The sequence below is a fragment of the Bradyrhizobium sp. Kon69 genome (assembly GCF_055807515.1).
Window position 1 is genome coordinate 55,572 of sequence record NZ_JBVVOS010000035.1, and the last position, 20,100, is coordinate 75,671.

20 protein-coding genes are annotated in these 20,100 nt (G+C 64.1%); 4 read left to right on the forward strand and 16 right to left on the reverse strand.

Annotation, left to right across the window (positions count from 1 at the left end; genetic code table 11):
• Positions 1 to 113 precede the first annotated feature (113 nt).
• On the forward strand, positions 114 to 431 hold the full coding sequence (locus tag AC0L3U_RS33820) for an antibiotic biosynthesis monooxygenase family protein (RefSeq protein ID WP_473364632.1): 318 nt from the start codon (positions 114 to 116) through the stop codon (positions 429 to 431).
• Between the two features lie 30 nt (positions 432 to 461).
• Here the strand turns inward: AC0L3U_RS33820 and AC0L3U_RS33825 are convergent, their stop codons facing one another.
• Positions 462 to 905 carry an RbsD/FucU family protein gene (locus AC0L3U_RS33825; protein ID WP_473364633.1) on the reverse strand — a complete coding sequence of 148 codons (444 nt, stop codon included), beginning with the start codon at positions 903 to 905 and terminating at the stop codon, positions 462 to 464.
• Positions 906 to 1,069: 164 nt separating this feature from the next.
• On the opposite strand from AC0L3U_RS33825, the gene AC0L3U_RS33830 reads away from it, so the two are divergent.
• Positions 1,070 to 2,881 carry a caspase family protein gene (locus AC0L3U_RS33830; RefSeq protein ID WP_473364634.1) on the forward strand — a complete coding sequence of 604 codons (1,812 nt, stop codon included), beginning with the start codon at positions 1,070 to 1,072 and terminating at the stop codon, positions 2,879 to 2,881.
• Between the two features lie 73 nt (positions 2,882 to 2,954).
• Here AC0L3U_RS33830 and AC0L3U_RS33835 read toward each other — a convergent pair whose 3' ends face one another.
• The 4 genes from AC0L3U_RS33835 to thiD all read right to left on the reverse strand — a co-directional run bounded on the left by AC0L3U_RS33835 (position 2,955) and on the right by thiD (position 6,855).
• Positions 2,955 to 3,938: a threonine/serine dehydratase gene (locus AC0L3U_RS33835; RefSeq protein ID WP_473364635.1), complete on the reverse strand. Its 984-nt coding sequence runs from the start codon at positions 3,936 to 3,938 to the stop codon at positions 2,955 to 2,957.
• 63 nt (positions 3,939 to 4,001) lie between these two features.
• Positions 4,002 to 5,045 (reverse strand): glycosyltransferase family 4 protein, encoded by a 1,044-nt coding sequence (locus tag AC0L3U_RS33840; RefSeq protein WP_473364636.1) that lies wholly within the window; start codon positions 5,043 to 5,045, stop codon positions 4,002 to 4,004.
• Between the two features lie 13 nt (positions 5,046 to 5,058).
• Positions 5,059 to 5,871, reverse strand: coding sequence for a UDP-2,3-diacylglucosamine diphosphatase (locus AC0L3U_RS33845; protein ID WP_007602023.1), 813 nt, complete (start codon positions 5,869 to 5,871; stop codon positions 5,059 to 5,061).
• A 183-nt stretch (positions 5,872 to 6,054) separates the two neighbouring features.
• Positions 6,055 to 6,855: a bifunctional hydroxymethylpyrimidine kinase/phosphomethylpyrimidine kinase gene (gene thiD, locus AC0L3U_RS33850; RefSeq protein ID WP_473364637.1), complete on the reverse strand. Its 801-nt coding sequence runs from the start codon at positions 6,853 to 6,855 to the stop codon at positions 6,055 to 6,057.
• 129 nt (positions 6,856 to 6,984) lie between these two features.
• On the opposite strand from thiD, the gene AC0L3U_RS33855 reads away from it, so the two are divergent.
• Positions 6,985 to 7,230: an Lrp/AsnC ligand binding domain-containing protein gene (locus AC0L3U_RS33855; protein ID WP_473364638.1), complete on the forward strand. Its 246-nt coding sequence runs from the start codon at positions 6,985 to 6,987 to the stop codon at positions 7,228 to 7,230.
• A gap of 23 nt (positions 7,231 to 7,253) precedes the next feature.
• Here the strand turns inward: AC0L3U_RS33855 and AC0L3U_RS33860 are convergent, their stop codons facing one another.
• Positions 7,254 to 8,183, reverse strand: a complete 930-nt coding sequence (locus AC0L3U_RS33860; RefSeq protein ID WP_473364639.1) for a c-type cytochrome — start codon at positions 8,181 to 8,183, stop codon at positions 7,254 to 7,256.
• A gap of 155 nt (positions 8,184 to 8,338) precedes the next feature.
• On the opposite strand from AC0L3U_RS33860, the gene AC0L3U_RS33865 reads away from it, so the two are divergent.
• Entirely contained in the window at positions 8,339 to 8,755 is a 417-nt protein-coding gene (locus tag AC0L3U_RS33865) for a CHRD domain-containing protein (protein WP_473364640.1), read from the forward strand.
• A 77-nt stretch (positions 8,756 to 8,832) separates the two neighbouring features.
• On the opposite strand, the gene AC0L3U_RS33870 is transcribed toward AC0L3U_RS33865, so the two are convergent.
• The 10 genes from AC0L3U_RS33870 to AC0L3U_RS33915 all read right to left on the reverse strand — a co-directional run.
• Entirely contained in the window at positions 8,833 to 10,128 is a 1,296-nt protein-coding gene (locus AC0L3U_RS33870) for a cystathionine gamma-synthase family protein (protein ID WP_473349745.1), read from the reverse strand.
• Positions 10,129 to 10,468: 340 nt separating this feature from the next.
• The gene (locus tag AC0L3U_RS33875; protein WP_456769098.1) at positions 10,469 to 10,915 is read right to left on the reverse strand and encodes a c-type cytochrome; all 447 of its coding nucleotides are present in this window, start codon (positions 10,913 to 10,915) and stop codon (positions 10,469 to 10,471) included.
• A 136-nt stretch (positions 10,916 to 11,051) separates the two neighbouring features.
• A complete protein-coding gene (locus tag AC0L3U_RS33880) occupies positions 11,052 to 13,361 on the reverse strand; it encodes a xanthine dehydrogenase family protein molybdopterin-binding subunit (protein ID WP_473295292.1) in 2,310 nt (769 codons plus the stop codon).
• 150 nt (positions 13,362 to 13,511) lie between these two features.
• Entirely contained in the window at positions 13,512 to 14,036 is a 525-nt protein-coding gene (locus tag AC0L3U_RS33885; RefSeq protein WP_473364641.1) for a GNAT family N-acetyltransferase, read from the reverse strand.
• Positions 14,037 to 14,078: 42 nt separating this feature from the next.
• Positions 14,079 to 14,357: a DUF1127 domain-containing protein gene (locus AC0L3U_RS33890; RefSeq protein WP_473364642.1), complete on the reverse strand. Its 279-nt coding sequence runs from the start codon at positions 14,355 to 14,357 to the stop codon at positions 14,079 to 14,081.
• A 298-nt stretch (positions 14,358 to 14,655) separates the two neighbouring features.
• The gene (locus AC0L3U_RS33895) at positions 14,656 to 15,072 is read right to left on the reverse strand and encodes an SRPBCC family protein (protein WP_473364643.1); all 417 of its coding nucleotides are present in this window, start codon (positions 15,070 to 15,072) and stop codon (positions 14,656 to 14,658) included.
• 163 nt (positions 15,073 to 15,235) lie between these two features.
• Entirely contained in the window at positions 15,236 to 16,762 is a 1,527-nt protein-coding gene (murJ, locus tag AC0L3U_RS33900; protein WP_473364644.1) for a murein biosynthesis integral membrane protein MurJ, read from the reverse strand.
• A 227-nt stretch (positions 16,763 to 16,989) separates the two neighbouring features.
• Positions 16,990 to 18,141, reverse strand: coding sequence for a DegT/DnrJ/EryC1/StrS family aminotransferase (locus AC0L3U_RS33905; protein WP_473364645.1), 1,152 nt, complete (start codon positions 18,139 to 18,141; stop codon positions 16,990 to 16,992).
• A gap of 33 nt (positions 18,142 to 18,174) precedes the next feature.
• Positions 18,175 to 19,176, reverse strand: a complete 1,002-nt coding sequence (locus AC0L3U_RS33910) for a Gfo/Idh/MocA family oxidoreductase (RefSeq protein ID WP_473364646.1) — start codon at positions 19,174 to 19,176, stop codon at positions 18,175 to 18,177.
• Between the two features lie 183 nt (positions 19,177 to 19,359).
• A partial coding sequence (locus AC0L3U_RS33915; RefSeq protein ID WP_473364647.1) for a cupin domain-containing protein occupies positions 19,360 to 20,100 on the reverse strand: 741 nt, incomplete at its 5' end.

A 20,100-nucleotide genomic window follows, 5' to 3' on the forward strand; every position in this document is an offset into this window, starting at 1 on the left:
ATAAACAGTCGGATGCCGGCAGGCCATTCAAATTCGGGTGGGCGATGTAACAAAGCCCATCGCGAAACCGAAGAGATCGGGAACGGAAATCCATCACCGAGGGACAAGGAAACATGATTGGTGAAGTGATTGTCATTGGCGATCTGCAATTGCGTGACGACGCCTCTGTCGATGAACACGACCGGCTCGGCGCGCGCATGTACGACATCGTCAGCCGTCTTCCCGGCTTTGTGTCGGTCAAGTCGTTCAAGGCCGACGACGGCGAGGAGCTCACCGTGTTCCGTTTTGCCTCGGAGGAAGCGCTCGAAGCCTGGCGCACCCACCCCGAACATGTCGAGACGATGAAGCGGGGACATGCCGAGTTCTATGCCAGCGGCTTCCTGCAGATCTGCAAGGTGATCCGCGAGGTCGGACCGTTCGAGCACGCGTGACGCAGTCCCGCATCGTTCGATCGTGCGCTTCTAGCTGATCACACCCTTCCTGATCAGGAAGCATCCGTAACCCCTGCTGTCGCCGACCTGCACGACTCCAAAACTCGCCGCCGCCGCGCGATAAAAATCCGGCCGCGAGAGTTTTCCGGGCGTGACCGGCCGGCCGACGGCGCGTTCGATCTCGGCGAGCACCGCGCGCTGCACGTCGGGGACGCGATCGGGATCGTCGACCGGCATCATCACGCGCACCGGATCGGGATCGAAATCGTCGAGCGGATAGACCGACATGATGGCGCGGATCGCGGTCTCCATGCTCATGCCCGGCAAGTGGATCAGCCGCCGCGAATGCGTGCTCTGCGCGATGCGTGCCGCGGGGTGATTGGCATCGACGAAAACGAGGTCGTCGCCGTGGCCCATGGACGCCAGCAGCCAGAGCAGGTCGGGCGTGAGGATCGGATCGATCGATTTCAGCATGTGACGGACTGTCCTCCCATCGGAAGCTCACCTTGGCGGGTTCCAAACGTGATTCAGATCACGCAGCCTACCATGGTGATGGTGATCACGGACCTCAAACTCGAACGCGGCCAAGCTCCCCGGCAACCAATCTCGTATCGAGATCAGTGCCAAAGGAGCACGCCATGTTCCGCCTAAAACCTTTCCTGATGACGGCCAGCCTGCTGGGAAGCCTGTTCGGCTTCGCCTGCGGCCCTGTTTCCGCGCAAGTCGCCCCGGTCGAGCCGGCCCCCACCGCGCTGCAAGGCCCGGAACAGCGCGTGGCGCTGGTGATCGGCAATTCGAACTACCAGAACGCGCCGCAGCTCGCCAACCCCGACAATGACGCGGAGTCCATGGCGAAGTTCCTGAATTCGGCCGGGTTCGAAGTGGTCGCCGCGACCGACCTCACCCAGAATGACATGCTCCGTGTGGTGCAGGACTTCTCCGCCAAAGTGTCAGCGCGTGGTCCGAACACGGTGGCGATGGTCTACTACGCCGGTCACGGCGTGCAGCTGGCCGGCGAGAACTACCTCGTTCCTGTCGACGCCAAGGTCTCGAGCCAGACCGAACTCGTCAACAACTCCGTCCGCCTGGTCGACGTGATGTCGACGCTGGAGACGATCCCGAGCCGTATGCGCATCGTCATCCTCGATGCCTGCCGCAACAACCCGTTCCCGAACGTGAATGATGCCGGTCGCGGCTTGGCCATCGTCGATGCGCCGAACGGTTCGATCGTTGGTTATTCGACCGCACCGGGCGCGGAAGCGCAGGACGGCACCGGCGGCCACAGCCCCTACACGCAGGCCTTCCTGAACGTCGCGCGCGAGCCCAACGTCCCGATCGAGCAGCTGTTCAAGCGCGTGCGCCTCGAAGTGAACCAGACCACCAGCGGCGCGCAGATCCCGTGGGAGAGCTCGTCGCTGACATCCGACTTCACCTTTTTCGGCGACACCGCTGTTGCCGCCAGCCGCGCGCCGGTGAATGCGCCTGTGGTGCAGATGGCCTCCAACCTGCCGAGCCGCTCGACCCGCCAGGCCTATGACTACGTCGTGTCCGAAGCGCGGCCGGAGTACTATCAGGAGTTCATCACGATGTATCCGCACGACCCGCTGTGCGATCACGTCCGCTGGCTGCTCAACAACCTGCTGCTCACGCAGGCCTGGCACAAGACGGTGCTCGCGAACTCGCCGGTCGCCTACAAGTCCTTCTACGACAGCTACGGCAACACGCCCTATGCGCAGGTCGCGCTGAAGCTCCAGATGCAGCCGAAGCAGATCCCGTTGATGCAGGCGACCAAGTTCCTGGCGCCGCAGAATATCGCCCCGACCTTCAAGATCGGCAATCTCGGCCAGCCCAAATACATGCCGCTGCAGGGCAATGGCGGTGGACAGATGAATGGCAATTTGCCGATCGTGCAGAAGTCGGGCGACAACAACGGCATCGGCAAGCTCGGCAATGGCGGCCAGATCGTCAACCTGCCGGCGGGCAACAACCAGCCCAACCAGCAGAACGGCACGCCGTCGCAGACCCCGGGCAAGATCGTCACCCTTCCCGCGCCGACCAACACCACCAACAACAATGGCGGCATCGGCAAGATCGTGACGCTGCCGGCGACCAACAAGACGCCGAACGGCGGCAACAATGGCACGACCAATGGCACGACCAATGGCACTCCTGGCAAGATCGTGAGCATGCCGGTGAATGTCGGCAAGGGCGGCACGACTATCGAGACGAAGCCCGTCAACGTTCAGACCCAGAACAACCCGATCCGCTTCAACAACGGCGCGAAGATCAGCAACAACCCCGTGAACAAGCTGCAGGTGCAGAACAACACCCGCCCGCAGTTCAATGAGACCAATCGCATGGTCAACAATGGCGGCAACAACTTCCGCCAGTCGATGAACCAGAGCCAGGGTGGCAACGGCGGCAACAACCACCGCGGCTTCATGCACTGATCGCGGTCGGCCACACACGACAAAGGGCAGAGCGGTGACGCTCTGCCCTTCTTCATGTCAGAAGATTAGATTATCAGGCCACCAGCTCGGCAAACAAATCGGCGTCGACATTGCCGCCGGAGAGCACGATGACGACATTCTTGCCGGCCACATCAAGTCGTCCCGCAAGCAGCGCGGCCAGGCCGACCGCGCCGCCCGGCTCCACCACGAGCTTCAGCTCGCGATAGGCAAACGCGACGGCCGCGCCGACTTCCTTGTCCGACGCGGTCACGCCGCGCGCGAGCAGCTTGCTGTTGATCGCGAACGTCATCTCGCCGGGGATCAGGGCCATCAGCGCATCGCAGATGGTGCGGCCTGCCGGGCCGTGCGGCTCGCGATGACCTGCGGTCAGCGACAGGCCGTGATCGTCGAAAGCCTCGGGCTCGGCGACGACGATTTGCGCCAGCGGAAAACGCGCCTTCACAGCCGTTGCAACGCCGGCGATCAGGCCGCCGCCGGAGGCTGGCGCCACCACGATGTCGGGGCTGAGGCCGAGCGCCGCCATGTCCTCGGCGATCTCGCGGCCGGCGGTGCCTTGGCCGGCGATCACGAAGGGATCGTCATAGGGCCTGACCAGCGTCGCACCGCGCTTCTCGGCGATGCCGCGCGAGATCGCCTCGCGGTCGTCGCGGTCGCGGTCGTACAGCACGACCTCGGCACCGTAGGATTTGGTGCGCTCGCGCTTCGACAACGGTGCATCGGCGGGCATCACGATGGTCGCCTGCATGTCGAGGATCTTGGCCGCCGCAGCCACGCCCTGGGCGTGGTTGCCGGAGGAGAACGCGACCACGCCGCCGGCGCGCTTGTCCTGCGGGATCGAGGCGACCTTGTTGAAGGCACCGCGGAACTTGAACGAGCCGGTGCGCTGGAGCATCTCCGGCTTGAGATAGACCTTTGCGCCGACACGTTCGTTGAGCACGGGAAAGGACAACAGCGGGGTGCGGACGGCGAAGGGTGCGATCACGCGCGCTGCGGCATCGATATCGGCAGGGCCGATCGGAAGGAGCTGTTCTGTCATGCCTGATGTTATCGCGGCGGATGAGGCGCGGGCAAGGCATCTCCGCGCGAGCATTCTGGGCTCTCAGGCGACGAATCGCGCCGGCTCCGCCCCGTTCCGGCCCGGCAGCACCGCGCCGACCGCCAAAATGCTGTCGATAAAGGCCCGGGCCGAGGCTTCCCAGGTGTAGTTTGCGGCGAATTCGACGCAATCCTGCCGGGAGATGTCCAGCGCGGCGAAGCAGGCGCTGCGCAGATCGTGATCGAGCGCGCCAACCGGCGCATCGCCGATCACGTCGCGGGGCCCCTTCACCGGAAACGCCGCGACCGGCAGGCCGCTCGCAAGCGCTTCGAGCAGGACCAGGCCGAAGGTGTCGGTTTTGCTCGGAAACACGAAGACATCGGCGGCAGCATAGATGTCCGCCAGTTCCTCGCCGTGCTTCTCGCCGAGGAAGATCGCGTCCGGATAAGCCTGCTCCAGCGCGACCCGCGCCGGACCGTCGCCGACGATCACCTTGGTGCCGGGCAGGTCGAGGTCGAGGAACGCCTCGAGATTCTTCTCCACCGCGACGCGGCCGACCGAGAGGAACACCGGCGCCGGCAGGCAGAGATCAATCGCGCGGGGATGGAACAGATGGGTGTCGACACCGCGCGGCCACAACACGACATTGTCGAAGCCGCGCTCGGTCAACTCGCTGGCAAGCGCCGGCGTTGCCGCCATCACGGCGCGGCTGAGGCTGTGGAATCGGCGCAGCGCCCGCCAGATCAAGGATTCCGGAACCGGCATGCGGGCGCGGACATATTCGGGAAAACGGGTGTGGAAGCTGGTCGTGAACGGCAGCTTGCGCTGGCGGCAATAGCGCCGGACCATCAGGCCGATCGGCCCTTCCGTCGCGATGTGGATGCTGTCCGGGCGCGCCTCTTCGATCAGCTTCGCGATTCTGCCCGGCCGCGGCATGGCCAGCCGCACGTCACGATAGCTCGGCATCGCAAAGGTGCGGAACGATTGCGGCGTCAGGAACGAGAATTCGACGTCGAGGCCTTTGGCACCGTCGGCAAGCTTGGTCAGCGTCCGAACCACACCGTTGACTTGCGGGTGCCAGGCGTCGGTCGCGACCAGGATGCGCATCAGGCTAGCCTTGTCATGCAGCTCTGGCTGCAACCTGCGGGACCTGTGCCGGCTTCTCGGCCTGGTCCGCCCAGGTGATGATCTCGAAATGGCCGTCGTCGTGCTCGACCAGCGCCGTGCAGCTCTCGACCCAGTCGCCGCAATTCATGTAGCGGATGCCGCCCTCGTCGCGGATCACCGCGTAATGGATGTGGCCGCAGATCACGCCGTCGGCGTCGTGGCGCCGCGCTTCGGCGGCGAGCGCCTGCTCGAACGCGCCGATATAGTTGACCGCGTTCTTGACCTTCTGCTTGGCCCATTGCGACAGCGACCAATACGGCACCTTGAACATGCGCCGGAAGAAGTTGACGAAGCGATTGAGCTGGATCGCGAAGTCGTAGGCCTTGTCGCCGAGATGGGCGAGCCAGCGTGCGTTCTGCACCACGAGGTCGAAGATGTCGCCATGGATGACGAGATAGCGCTTGCCGTCCGCGCCGGTGTGGACGGTGTTCTCGACCACGTCGATGCCGCCGAAATGCGTGCCGTAATAGTTGCGCAGGAACTCGTCGTGATTGCCGGGGATGTAGATGACCTTGGCGCCCTTGCGTGCCTTGCGCAGAAGCTTCTGGACCAGGTCGTTATGCGATTGCGGCCAATGCCAGCTCGATTTCAGCGCCCAGCCGTCGACGATGTCGCCGACGAGATAGATCGTGTCGGCATCATGGAAACGCAGGAAATCGAGCAGAAGGTCGGCTTGAGAACCGCGGGCCCCGAGATGAACGTCGGAGATGAACAACGTGCGAAAGCGCCGCTCCGGGCTCTCGTCACTCACATCGTAACTTCCCATGCGCCAGCCTGTAACAATGTCCCGTGACAGGGGGATGACCAATTGAACCTTTGAGGCACCTTCGGATACGAATCGCGCTTGCCTCGCCCACCCCGCGAATATCAGTCGCATGCGACAATCAGGCGACATGGCGTCGCAGCGCCCTCCGCAAGAACCCGGAACCGCGGCGCGCCCGCGAGCGGGTCAGTAGAATTTGTGGAAATGATGGATCGGACCGTGACCGTGGCCGACGCTGAAGCGATCGGCGGCCGCGATCGCCGCGCTGATCCAGGTCTTGGCCTTGCGCACGGCGCGCTCGAGATCCTCGCCCCTGGCGAGCCCGGCGGCGACCGCCGAGGACAGCGAGCAGCCGGTGCCATGGGTGTTGCGAGTGGCAACGCGCGGCGCGGCGAGCGCGATCGTGGTGCTGGCATCGACGAGATAGTCGATGCTCTCGGCGCCCTCGCCGTGCCCGCCCTTGATCAGAACCGCCCGGCAGCCGAGCGCCAGCAGCCGGCGCCCCTGGCTCTCGATCTCGGCCTCGCTGGCCGCGACCGGTTCGCCGAGCAGAGCCGCGGCCTCGGGCAGATTGGGTGTGATCACCGAGGCCAGCGGCATCAGCTTGATGCGCAGGGCGTCGACGGCTTCGGACGCGAGCAGGCGATCACCCGATGTCGCCACCATCACGGGATCGAGCACGATATGCCGGGGCGCCCAGCGCGACAGCGCGGCGGCAATCGCATCGATGCTGGCGGCTTGCGCCACCATGCCGATCTTGACCGCGCCGACCTCGAGATCGGAAAACACCGCGTCGATCTGCGCGGTGACGAATTCGGCGGGCACCGCATGAATGCCGGTGACGCCGCGGGTGTTCTGCGCGGTCAGCGCCGTGATGGCGGACGCGCCAAAAACGCCGAGCGCGGCAAAGGTCTTCAGGTCGGCCTGGATGCCGGCGCCGCCGCTCGAATCGGAGCCGGCAATGGTCAGTGCGACGGGCGTCGTCATGGGGCGATTTTCCGCGTTTTCGAAGCCATGGCCCGTCCTAGCGCGCCTCCTTCAGCCCAGCAAGTTCGCTTGCTAAATCCGGCCGGGTTTGGCCTATTAGCCGCCAGATATGCTTTCGGAGTGACCGCGATGGTTCCCTTTTTCGTCCAGATCAAATGCAAGCTCGGGCAATCCTATGTGGTCGCCAATGCGCTTGCCGAAGCCGAGATCGCCTCCGAGATCTATTCCACGGCCGGTCAGTACGACCTGCTGGTGAAGTTCTACGTCGACAACGACACCGATATCGGCCACTTCGTCAACGAGAGGGTGCAGGTGCTGCCCGGTATCCAGGACACCCTCACCATCATCACCTTCAAGGCGTTTGGCGCGAGTTGACCGTCCGGAAAGGGCGGGCCTGATCAGGCGCCGCCCTCCTTGCGCTTGGGGCGCGGCGGACCGTCCACCGGCGGCAGCGATTTGAGATAGTCCGCCATCGCCGCGAGATCGTCGTCCGGCAATTGCGAGGTGTTCTTGATCACCCGCGTCATCGCGCCCCCGACGCTGTCGCCGTCGGGCAATTCGCCGGTCTTCAGGAAATAGGCAATATCCTTCGCGCTCCACTCGCCGAGGCCCTTCTGGGTGATGTTGGGCACCCATCCCTCGCCTTCCGGATTGGGCCCACCGGCGAACCGTTGTCCGGCGATGATGCCGCCAAGCGCGTTGCGCGGGCTGTGGCATTCCGCGCAATGGCCAAAACTGTTGACGAGATAGGCGCCGCGATTCCACTGCGGCGACTTCGCGCTGTCGGCGACGAAGGGCTTGCCGTCCATGAACAGAAATTTCCAGATGCCGACGTTGCGCCGGATGTTGAACGGAAAGCGCACATCGTGGTCGCGCACCTTGCCTGCAACCGCCGGCAGCGTTTTCAGGTACGCGAATAGATCGAGCACGTCCTCGCGCCTGGCGTGCTGATAGGACGTGTAGGGAAAGGCCGGAAAGTAATGCTGCCCGTCCGGGGAGACCCCGTGCATCACCGCATTGACGAATTCGGCCTCGCTCCATTTGCCGATGCCGTCGGTCGGATCCGAGGAGATGTTCGGCGCGTAGAACGTTCCGAACGGCGACTTGATCGCGACGCCGCCGCCGAGCCTGAGACGATCGGGCTGGTCGGGGACGGCATGGCATGAGGCGCAGCCGCCGGCGTTGAACATCACCTCGCCATTGGCAAGATCAGGGGCGCGGGCGGGCGCGGTGCCGGCGGCCGCCACCACCGGCGCGCTGAGCCACCAATAGACGCCGGCTGCGGCGAGTGCGGCAAGCAGCGCCACGGAGATTGTTCGTCGCAACATGCGGTCCTTTCGTCGTCGCGGCGAAGCTTATGACCGATGTCCTCGCGGCTCCAGCCACGAAGAATTTAGCCCACCGCAGTCTGAAACGGGAATAAACTGAAATGCCGGCTGTTGGAAGTTTGGCAGCCCAAACGGGTTCAGCAGGGAGAAAAATCATGAACAAGATCGTCATTGCCATGTCAGTGCTTGGCGCCGTTGCTTTTGCGAGTTCGGCCAGCGCCGAAAAGCTGAAAGCAACGCTCGACGCCAAGTCCGAGGTCCCCGCAACGACCAGCAGCGGCACCGGAACGGCCGATCTGGATTACGACGCCGCCAGCAAGAAGCTGTCCTGGAAGCTCACCTATTCCGGCCTGTCCGGCCCCGCCACCGCCGCGCATTTCCACGGACCCGCCGAGGCCGGCAAGAACGCCGGCGTCGCGGTCGCGATTCCAGGCGCTGCCACCAGCCCGGCCGAGGGCTCCGCGACATTGACCGACGCGCAGGCCGCCGATCTGCTTGGCGGCAAGCTCTACGTCAACATCCACACCGCGGCCAATCCGGGCGGCGAGATCCGCGGTCAGGTGACCAAGTAAACTTCGCACAGACCAGCAAAAAAGGGCGGCTGCGATCGCAGCCGCCCTTTTCGATTCCCGTAGCGCTGGCGCAGGCGTCACACCTCAGGTTCGGCTGCGTTCAGCGCCTGCGCGAGGTCGGCGATCAAATCCGACGGGTGTTCGATGCCGATCGACAGCCGGATCGTGGAATCGAGCACGCCGATCTTGCGGCGGATGTCGGCGGGAACGCCGGAATGGGTCATGGTGGCGGGCAGGCTCGCAAGCGACTCCGTTCCACCAAGGCTCACCGCCAGCTTGAGGATCTGCAGCGCGTTGAGGAATTTCATGGCCGCGGCCTTGCCGCCGACGATGTCGAACGAGAACGTGGACCCCGCCCCCGTGCATTGCCGCGCGAACACAAGTCCGTCCGGCGACGCCGCCTCGTGATGACCGAGATAGTGCACCTTGGCCACTTTTGGATGATCGCGCAGATAGTCCGCCACGAGGCGCGCATTCGCATCGGCCTTTTCCATGCGCAGGCTCAGCGTCTCGAGCGATCGGTTGATCATCCAGCAGGAATGCGGATCGAGCTGGGTACCGATGGCGCCCCGCAGCGCCTTGATGCCTTTCACCACCGCCTTCGCACCGAGCGCGGCGCCCGCGATCAGGTCTGAATGACCGCCGACATATTTCGTGAGCGAGTACAGGGAAATATCCGCGCCGTGCTCGATCGGTCGCTGAAACACCGGCCCGAGCAGGGTATTGTCGCAGGCGATGATCGGAACGTGGCCTTGGGTCTTTCCGATGGTCTCGGCGACACGGCGCATCATCGCGATGTCGACCAGCCCGTTGGTGGGGTTGGCCGGGGTTTCGATCAGGATCATCGAGACCCGGCCTTTGCCCATGGCTTCCTCCGCGGCCTGGCTGACCACGGCTTCGTCGACGCCATCGGCAAAGCCGACGGCGCCGATCGACAGACGCGCAAGCGTATTCGTCAGCAGCGTTTCGGTGCCGCCATAGAGCGGCTGGGAGTGCAGAATGACATCGCCGGGGCGGACGAACGCCAGGATCGTGGTTGCGATGGCCGCCATGCCGGACGAGAACAGCGCGCAGCTCTCGGTGCGCTCGTAGATCGCGAGCCTGTCCTCGACGATTTCGCTGTTGGGGTGATTGAAGCGCGAATAGACCAGGCCCGCGCCCATCCCTTCCGGGGGCTCGCGCCGGCCGGAGACGAAATCGAAGAAGTCCTGCCCGTCCTCGGCGGTCTTGAACACGAAGGTCGAGGTCAGGAACACCGGCGGCTTGACCGCGCCTTCCGACAATTGCGGATCATAGCCATAGGTCAGCATCAGCGTTTCCGGATGCAGCATATGGTTGCCGATGTGCGTCTTCGACGGGAACGGTTTGACCATGGCTTGTCTCGCTGTTGCTGATTGAGCTGCTCGCCGCGGGTTGGAACTCCTGATGTCATGACGCAGTCAGGAGCAAGATGCGTCAGCGTCAAAAGCTCACGCCAATGCCGCGGCGGCTGGATCAAAGATAGCTGCTCCGGCAGTGATCCGTCAGGCCTTGCGGACAGAATTTCCAGCGGCGAAACGCGACGCAATAAAAAGGGCGGCTGCTTTCGCAGGCCGCCCTTCTTGATTCCCAGTAGCCCGGATGGAGCGCAGCGCAATCCGGGGCAGTCAGTCAGCTCGGATGGATTCCCGGATTGCGCTGCGCTCCATCCGGGCTACGAATCTTTTTCTTGCCTCAGCCGTTCTTCACACGAAACGTCTCGTGGCAGCCGCCGCATTCCTTGCCGACCGCGGGGAAATTCGCCTTGAGCGAGTCGAGATCCTTGATCTTGCCCTTGGCCTCGCCAACGACCTTGGCGAAGCTCGCGACCTTGGCATCGAATCCGGCCTTGTCCTCCCACACTTTCGGCGAGGCGCTGTAGTCGCCCTCGGGCTTCATGCCCTTGGCGCTCGCCGGAAACAGGTTCGGCAGCTTCTTGGCGGTGTCCTCGAACTGCGCCAGCGCGCTGTCCACCGTGGCCTGGTCGTAGGGCTTCTCGCCCTTGACCATCGCCGCCACCGCGCCGGCGTTCTTGCCATTGCCCTTCATCAGGGTCTGGACCTCCTTGACGGAGTCCTGTTGTGCCCAAACCGCACCCATGCCGAGCAGGAGCGCGCCCCCAACAACCAACATTCGCTTCATTCGCAAAGTCCCTTCCTTGATGCAGGATTGCCTTGATGCAGGATTTCCTTGATGCAGGATCGCAGTGCTGCACGATCGTGCTGACCCCTCAATGGGGCCAACACCGCTCGGCAGACTTCATTCCCGTGGAAGATTGTCACAGGCTGTGACGGCGATGGTGCTCGTTGACGGCGATCCACACCCGCTCCGGGGTCGCCGGCATGTCGATGTGGTCGATCTTGTATTCGCGCCAGAGCCCGTCCACGATGGCGTTGACGACGGCCGGGCAGGATCCGATCGCGCCTGCCTCGCCCGCGCCCTTCACCCCCAGCGGATTGGTCTTGCAGGGAACGTTGGCGGTCTCGAACACGAAGTCCGGCCCGTCCGCCGCGCGCGGCAACGCGTAGTCCATGAAGGTCGCGGTGACGAGCTGGCCGTCGCCCGCGCCATAGACCACCTGCTCCATCAACGCCTGGCCGATGCCCTGCATGGCGCCGCCATGGACCTGCCCGGCCAGCAGCAGCGGATTGAGCGTCATGCCGAAATCGTCGACGATCACGTAGTTGACGATTTTGATGATGCCGGTGGCCGGATCGATCTCGACCTCCGCGACATGGGTGCCGTTGGGATAGGTGCCGTCGGCGCTGGCAAAGGTCGCGCTCGCGTTGAGCTTCGATGGATCGACGCCGGGACGCTTGGCGAGGTCGGCGAACGAGATCGAACGGTCGGTGCCGGCGATGCGCACCAGGCCATCGGTGATCTCGAGGTCGCCGGCACTGGCTTCCAGCGCCTGCGCGGCGATCTCCTTCAGCCGCGCGCCGAGTTCGCGGGTCGCGCGCTCGACGCTGACACCGCCCGACGGGATCGAAGCCGAGCCGCCGGTCCCGAGGCCGGTGGCGATCATGTCGGTGTCGCCCTGGTGGACGTGCACGCGCTCAGGCGCCACGCCGAACTGCTCGGCAACGATCTGCGCATAGGCGGTCTGATGGCCCTGCCCGCTCGACTGGGTGCCGATCAGGACAGTGATATCGCCATTGGGGTCCATCCGCACATTGGCGGTCTCCTCGCCCATGGTGCCGCAGACCTCGACATAGCTCGCAAGTCCGATGCCGCGGATCAGGCCGTTCTTCTTGGCCGCCTTGGCGCGCTTGCCAAACTCCTTCCACTCGGCGATCTCCATCGCGCGCTTCAGATGCGCGGCGAAGTCGCCGGAATCGTAGACCTTGCCGGTCGCGGTCTTGTAGGGCAGCGCCTTCGGCTGAATGAAATTCTTGCGGCGGATGGCATCAGGCGTCATGTCGAGTTTTCGCGCGCAGGCGTCCACGAGACGTTCGATGACGTAAGCAGCCTCAGGCCGCCCGGCGCCGCGATAGGCGTCGACCGGCACGCTGTTGGTGAAGATGGTACGCACCCGGCAGTGGAACGCCTGGATGTCGTAGAGGCCCGGCAGCATGCCGGCGCCGCCATGCGGGATATAAGGCCCGAAGGTCGACAGATACGCGCCCATGTCGCCCATCAGGTCGCAATCCATCGCGAGGAACTTGCCGTCCTCGGCCAGCGCCATCTTCGCGGTGGTGACGTTGTCGCGGCCCTGCGCGTCGCCCATGAAATGCTCGGTGCGATCGGCCGCCCATTTCACCGCCTTCTTCAGCTTACGCGCGGCGACTGCCAGGAGCGCGTATTCCCGATAGGGAAACAGCTTCGTGCCGAAGCCGCCGCCGACGTCGGGGCAGATCACCCGCATCTTGTCGGTCGGGATGTTGAGCACGTTCTGGCAGAGGATGTCGCGCAGGCGATGGCTGCCCTGGCTGCCGACGGTCAGCGTCAGATGGTCGCGCTTGGCGTCGTATTCGCACACTGCCGCGCGCGTCTCCATGAAGTTCGCCACGACGCGCGGATTGACGATCGAGATCTCGGCAACCGCATGCGCCTTGGCAAAGGCAGCTTCGGTCGCTTTCTTGTCACCGATCGAGACGTCGAACAGCACGTTGCCGGGCTTATCCGGCCAGACCAAGGCTGCGCCCTTCTTCACGGCGTTGACGACGCCGGTCACTGCCGGCAGCGGGCTCCATTTGACCTCGATTGCCTCGATCGCGTCGCGGGCCTGGTCGATGGTCTCGGCGACGACGAAGGCGATGGAATCGCCGACATGGCGCACTTCATCCTTGGCGAGGATCGGATAAGGCGGCCCCTTGAACGGGTCGGTTTCGAGATTGAACAGGCACGGCAGGTCGCCGAGATCTGCGACGTCATCGGCGGTCAGGATCAGCGCAACGCCCGGCAAGCCACGGGCGCGGCTCGCATCGATGGTGTATTTGGCATGCGCATGCGGCGAGCGCAGCATCAGGCAGCGCAAAGCGGCCTGCGGCGCATAGTCGTCGGTATAGCGGCCCTTGCCGCGGATCAGCGCGTCATCCTCCTTGCGCAACACACTTTGGCCAACGCCGAACTTGATGGGAGCCGCCATTTTCTCGTCCCGTTTCTCATGGTTGTTTTGCCGGCATATTGCCGTGGAAAAACTGGCAAGGCAAACGGGTTTAGGCGAGCCGCCCGTGTCAAGGCCGATGATTCGAAGCCGCCCTCGGGTCTTAGGGCAACCCTGACGCGCAGCTGCCCTTCAATGGCCGAATTTCCTGACCATAAGATATTTGTCATACGTGATATGACCTATGCGGACCGCAGCGGGATCCGTGCCGTAGACCTCGAATCCGTTGCGCTTGTAGGTCCTGATTGCAGCGGTTGCTTCGAGCAGGACCTCAAGATGTACCTGCTCGACGCGTGCCTCGGCATGGTCAAGAAGCTCCTTGACGAGTCGATCTCCGATTCCTTTACCTCGGCCATCTTCCCTCACGTAAACCGTGAAGATGTGACCCCTGTGCTGCGACCGAAGAGCTGGCGACACGTAGAAGCCCGCGACTCCGATCAGATTTCCCCGCCAGAAGGCACCAAGGATCGCTCCGCTGAGCCAATGCCGATAGGCAGTCAGCATCGCCTCTCCGCCTTCGTCCTCTTCAGCAGAACCAAACGTTTGAGGGTGCGTCCGAAACGCCTCCGCGCGAATGTCGCGAAAGATCTCCAGGTCGTCGACAGTCAATCGTCGGATGTCCGCGTCCACTTGGGCAGCGGCCGAATGTGGTGTCATGATCGCCGTCCTTCTAGTGCCTCAGCTAGGATTTATCGTCATTTACATCACACCACGGCCCCACGGCTGCGACGCGCGATCTCTCAGCGCATCGATAGCCCGCTCCGGCGTGAAGTAGTCGATCTCGCCGCGCGTTAGGCCGATATCCTTCAGCTCCCGGTCACTCAGGTCCCGCAAGGCGATTTGTGGGCCCTGCCGCCAGCGCCAGTCCTGGAGCGCACGCCAGTATCGCGCGAGCAAGCCCAGAATGCTGCGCGTCGATGCAAGTTCGAGGGGGAGCCCCTCGGCCTCGGATGTGATGTTCGTCTGTTGAGGTGGCATCGCATGCTCCTGCTGTTGTGCCGGCAGGGAGCGTGGCCAAACAAAAGGCCCCGTCCGATGCCGGCGGGGCCTGGTGGAAAAGATGTCGTCGTCGAATTCTAGCGCGCGACTCCTTCCACGGCCCAGCCGAAGCGGGTCATGTGAATGCAGTTGAGTTTGCGCACTGATTTGATCATCCGCTGCGATTACCACAGCAATCGCGCAAAATCAAGAGATGTGTGGAGGTTCGCTGCATCCTGGAGGCGAGTCCCCACTTGAGGGTGCCGGGCGCCGAAGCCGACGACGCCCGTCAACGCCCTCACGACTTCGTCTGCTTCGCTTCCACGTATCGTGCGAAGTTGTCGAGGATGGCCTGCCAACCGCCTTGCTGCTGCTCCACCGAATGCGTCGATTCGCAATCGAAGACAACCCGGACCAGAACGCCCTTCGGGCCGGGCACAAACTCGACTTCGGCTTTTCGCTCGCCGAACGCGTATTCGATCCGCTTGTGCTCGATGATTTTCGTGTAGGTACCGGCGAAGTCAAAACCCATGCTGCCGTCCTTGGCCTCCATGCGAGATGAGAAGACACCGCCTTCTCGCAGGTCGACGGTCGCCTTGGTCGTATGCCAGTCGTCGGACGCGGCGTTCCACTTCATGATGTCGGCCGGCGTCGTATAAGCGCGCCAGACCTGATCGATGGGGGCTGCTACGTTGGTTTCGACGGTGATCCTCATAAACAGTGCTCCTGGTTCGGTTTTTGCCGGCTCGAGGTGACGGCATCACGTCAATTGTGCAGGGTCCATCCGCCGCACTTCCGAGATGTGTCCATCCAAGGACGATCGAGACTGGCCCGTGCCGACAGGGTCGAGCCGTCAATGCGTTGAAAATATGAAAAAGCTAACCCCGCACCAGCGAGACCAGCCAGCGGCGGCCGAACAGCGCGAGGATGGCGAGCCCGTAGACGATCGTGCCCCCGACGGCCAGCAGAAGCAGCGTCAATTCGTCCCGGAAGTGCATCGACCCCAACCAAGGACCGCCAAAGCGCGCGATCAGCCAGAAGGCGGCGGCCAGGATGATCCCGGTCAGCAGAAATTTGGCGAGCGACAACAGCCAGGCGCGGTCCGGCACGAGAAAGCCGCGCCGCACCGCGAAGAACAGCACCAGCATCAGATTGGTCCAGACACCGGCGGCAGTGGCGAGCGCCAAGCCGATCTGGGCGAGCGATCCCATCAAGGCGACCTTGAGGGCGACGTTGACCGCGATGCCGGTCAGCGACGCCCGCACCGGCGTCGCCGTGTCCTTGCGCGCATAGAAGGTCGCGACCGCGCTACGGATCAGCACGAAAGGAATGAGGCCGATGGCATAGGCCGCGAGCGTGGCGCCAGCGGCGGCGGCATCGGCTTTCGAGAACGCACCGCGGGCGAACAGCGCGCGCATGATCGCATCGGGCACGGTGAGGAAGGCGGCGACGAACGGCACCGAGAACAGCAGCGTGAAATCGAACGCACGGCGCTGCGCCTTGATCGCGCCGTCATGGTCGTTGGCCGTGATCCGCCGCGACATCTCCGGCAGCAGCACCGTGCCGATGGCAATGCCGATCACGCCGATCGGGAGCTGGTTGAGGCGGTCGGCATAGTACAGCGCCGACAGCGCGCCGGCGGGCAGGAAAGTTGCGATGATGGTGTCGGCGAACAGCGCGAGTTGCGTGCCCATCGAGCCCAGCGTTGCCGGCCCGAGCGCCCTAAAGAATGCGCGGACGTCTTCGTCGAGCTTGAGCGGCGCAAAGCGCGGCAGGCCGCCATGGCGGGCGAGATCGCCGGCGAGCAAGAAATACTGCAAAAAGCCGGAGATCAGGACGCCCCAGGCGGCGGCGTGGCCCGCGCTGGGAAACCAGGCGGCGAGCGCCAGCGTCATCATCATCGAGATGTTGAGGAAGATCGACGCGGCCGCGGCGCTGGCGAAGCGCTGCATCACGTTGAGCATGCCGCCATAGAGCGTCACCAGCGTGATCAGCAGCAGATAGGGAAAGGTGATCCGGGTCAGCTCGATCGCAAGCTTGCGCTGTTCGGCGTCCTCGGAAAAGCCGGGCGCCAGAAGGCTCATGGCCTGCGGCATGAACAGCCAGGCGACGATCAACAGCACCACCTGGGAGGCCAGCAGCAGCGTAAAGATGCGGTCGGCGAACAATCTTGCCGCCCCCTCCCCGCGCTCGCCATGGACGTGCGCATAGGCCGGCACCCAGGCCGCGTTGAAGGCGCCCTCTGCAAAAATGGCACGGAAATGATTGGGCAGCCGCAGCGCCACGAAAAAGGCGTCGGCCACGGGGCCGGCGCCGAGGATCGCCGCGAGCATGATGTCGCGGGCAAACCCCGTCAGCCGCGAGAGCAGCGTGTAGCCACCAACCGTGAAGATACGTCCGAGCATGCGCCTGTTTTAGAGACTTATCGAACAGAGGTCGATTGCATCTTGCTAACGCGCATTGCAGCGCCCTCTCCCCTTGTGGGAGAGGGCAGCGCCGCGAGTAGACACAAATTCGATAGGGTGAGGGGTCTCTCTCCGCGCATTCCGTGCGGACAGAGACCCCTCACCCGTCTCGCCGCTTTGCGGCGAGCCACCCTCTCCCACAGGCGGAGAGGGTAAGAACAGCGGGATCAGCCCGCGATTGCGCCGCGCACGGCGGCGATGATTCGCTCCTGATCGGCTTCGGTCAGGTAGGCGTGCATCGGCAGGCTGATGACGTCCTGCGACAGGCTCTCGCAGCCTGGCAGGCCGCCCTCGGCCACCGGGTACTGCTTGTAGGCCGTCTGCTGATGCATCGACTTGCCGTAATAGATCGCGGTCGGCACGCCCTGGGCCTTCAGCGCGGCGGCAAAGCCGTCGCGGTCGGTGCCCTCAGGGAGACGGATCGTGTACTGGGCCCAGACCGACGTATTGCCGGGAGCCACGCGCGGCACGGTGACCACATTGCTGAGACCGCGCGCGTAGCGCTCGGCGACCTTGTTGCGGGCGGCGATCTCGTCGTCGAAGATCTTCAGCTTCTCGATCAGGATCGCGGCCTGCATGGTGTCGAGCCGGCCGGTCAGGCCGAGGCGGACGTTGTCGTATTTGTCGACGCCCTGCCCGTGCACGCGGATGCTGCGCAGCGTCGCCGCGAGCTCGTCGTCATCGGTGAAGATCGCGCCGCCGTCGCCGAAGCAGCCGAGCGGTTTTGCGGGGAAGAAGCTGGTCGCGGTGGCGAGCGCCAGGGTGCCGAGCTTGCGGCCCTTGTAGCTTGCGCCAAAGCCTTGCGCTGCGTCGTCGAGCACGAACAGGCCTTCGGCCTTGGCGATCTCGGCGATGGCGTCGTGATCGGCGGGCTGGCCGAACAAATCGACCGGAATGATCGCGACCGGCTTGAGACCGGCCTTGCGGGCGGTCGCGATGCCGCGCTTGAGCGATTCCGGGCTCATGTTGAAGGTGGTCTCATCGACGTCGACATAAACCGGCGTCGCGCCGGTCCGCGCCACCGGCGACGCGGTCGCGATGAAGGTGAAGGACGGACACAACACGGCGTCGCCAGGCCCGACATTCTTCGCCATCATCACCATCAGGATCGCATCGGTGCCGCTGGCGCAGCCGATGACGTGCTTGGCGCCGCAATAGGCCGCAAGCTGCTTCTCGAGCTCGGCGACTTCAGGGCCGTTGACGAACTGACAATGATCGAGAACGCGCTTCACGGCTGCATCGAGCGAGTCGCCGAGCCGGCGGCGCTGCGAGGCGACATCGATGAAGGGAATGGGTTCGGAACGCAGATGCTGGTTCATGGCGCCTTCTTGGCTAGTCGACATCGAAAGAGTTCAGCCGGCGACGCGGCGCGGACCCTTGCGGGCCGACGTGGCCGCGGGCCGCGACGGCGTTTCCAGGCACTGCGTCGCGATCTCGAGGCTGGCGACGCCTTCGTCGCCGGTGACCGCCGGCGTCTCGCCGTTGCGCACGGCCTTGAGGAACGCGATCAGCTCGGCGCGGAGCGGCTCGTCATGACCGACCGGCAGATGGCGCATCGAATAGCTGCCGTCAGGCTTGAAGCCGAAGCATTCGGTGACCTGGCGCGTCAGGAGATCGCCCATCACGTATTTGCCGCGGGTCGCGACCGTGACGCTGCGCGCCTTGAATGGCGTCAGCCAGTTGGTGTTGATGTGCGCGAGCACGCCGTTGGCGGTGCGGAACTGCAAGAGCGCGATGTCCTCGCGCTCGGCGACCGCACTCGACAATTGCGGCTGCACCTCGACGATGTCGGACTCGGTGAACCAGCGGATCAGATCGATGTCGTGCACGGCGAGATCGATGACGACGCCGACATTGGACATGCGCGGCGGGAACGGGCCGACGCGCGTGATCGCGATCGACAGAATATCCTCGCCCGCGATCGCCTGCTTGACGGCGGCGACCGCTGGATTGAAGCGCTCGACATGGCCGACCATCAGCGTCACGCCGGCTTTTTGCGCAGCCGTGACGATCTCGCGGCCTTCCGCGACCGTGGACGCAATCGGCTTCTCGACCATCACGTGGATGTTCTTGGCGATGCAGGCAAGCGAGACCTCGTGATGCAGATGGGTCGGCGCCGCGATGGTGACGGCATCGACGCCTTCGGCCAGCAGCTGGTCGAGCGTCTCGAAGCTCGCGCAATTGGCAAGCTCCATCGCCCGGGTGCGATGTGCCGGCGAAGGATCGACGACGCCGACGAGGTTGACGCCGGGAAGACCCGCGAGCACGCGCGCGTGGTTGCTGCCCATCACGCCGGCGCCAATGACGCCGACGCGCAAGCCGGCCTTTGCCGGTGCCGATCCTGTGGAACTCATTTGAGCAAACCCCGATTCAACGCAAATCCCCGAGGCGCTTCTAGCACGGCCGCCACATTTGTGGCGAATGCGGAGCTAGCGGTCCGGACACGATTTGATTCAAAAAGTTACACGTTTCCCGGGCCTTAAGCCTCTGAAGAGACCACTCTTTTGGCCCGGGTCGCGTGATTCGGAGTGTGCTGGTTACGACCTTTGGTAGTCGTCTTCAATCCGGATGATGTCGTCTTCCCCGAGATAGCTTCCCGTCTGGACCTCGATCAGCTCCAGCATGATTTTACCGGGGTTCTCCATCCGGTGCACCGCGCCCATCGGGATGTAAATGGACTCGTTCTCGTGCACGCTTTTGACGGTCTCGTTGACGGTGACGCGGGCGGTGCCGCGGACCACGATCCAGTGCTCGGCACGATGATGGTGCTTCTGCAGCGACAGACGCCCGCCCGGCTTCACCACGATGCGTTTGACCTGGTGGCGCTCGCCATTGTCGACCGACTGGTAGCTGCCCCAGGGCCGATGCACCTTGAGATGCTCCTCGGTGACTTTCGGCGCGACCGCCTTGAGTTTTGTGACCAGCCGCTTGAGCCCGTTGGCATCCTTCTGGCGCGAGACAAGAACCGCATCGGCAGTCGCGACCACGATGAGATCGTCGACGCCTTCGAGTGCCACCAGCGCGGCATCGGTGGTGACGTTGCAATTGCGGCTATCTTCGAACACGGCGGCGCCGTGCGAAGCATTGCCTTGCGCGTCTTTCTCCGACAATTCCCACACCGCGTGCCAGGAGCCGACGTCGGACCAGCCGCAGGACACCGGCACGACCGCGGCGCGCGCGGTCTTCTCCATCACCGCATAATCGATCGAGATCGCCTTGGCCGCGCCGAACGCCTCGGGCTCCAGCGTCACGAAGCCGAGATCGCGGCCGGCATTGCT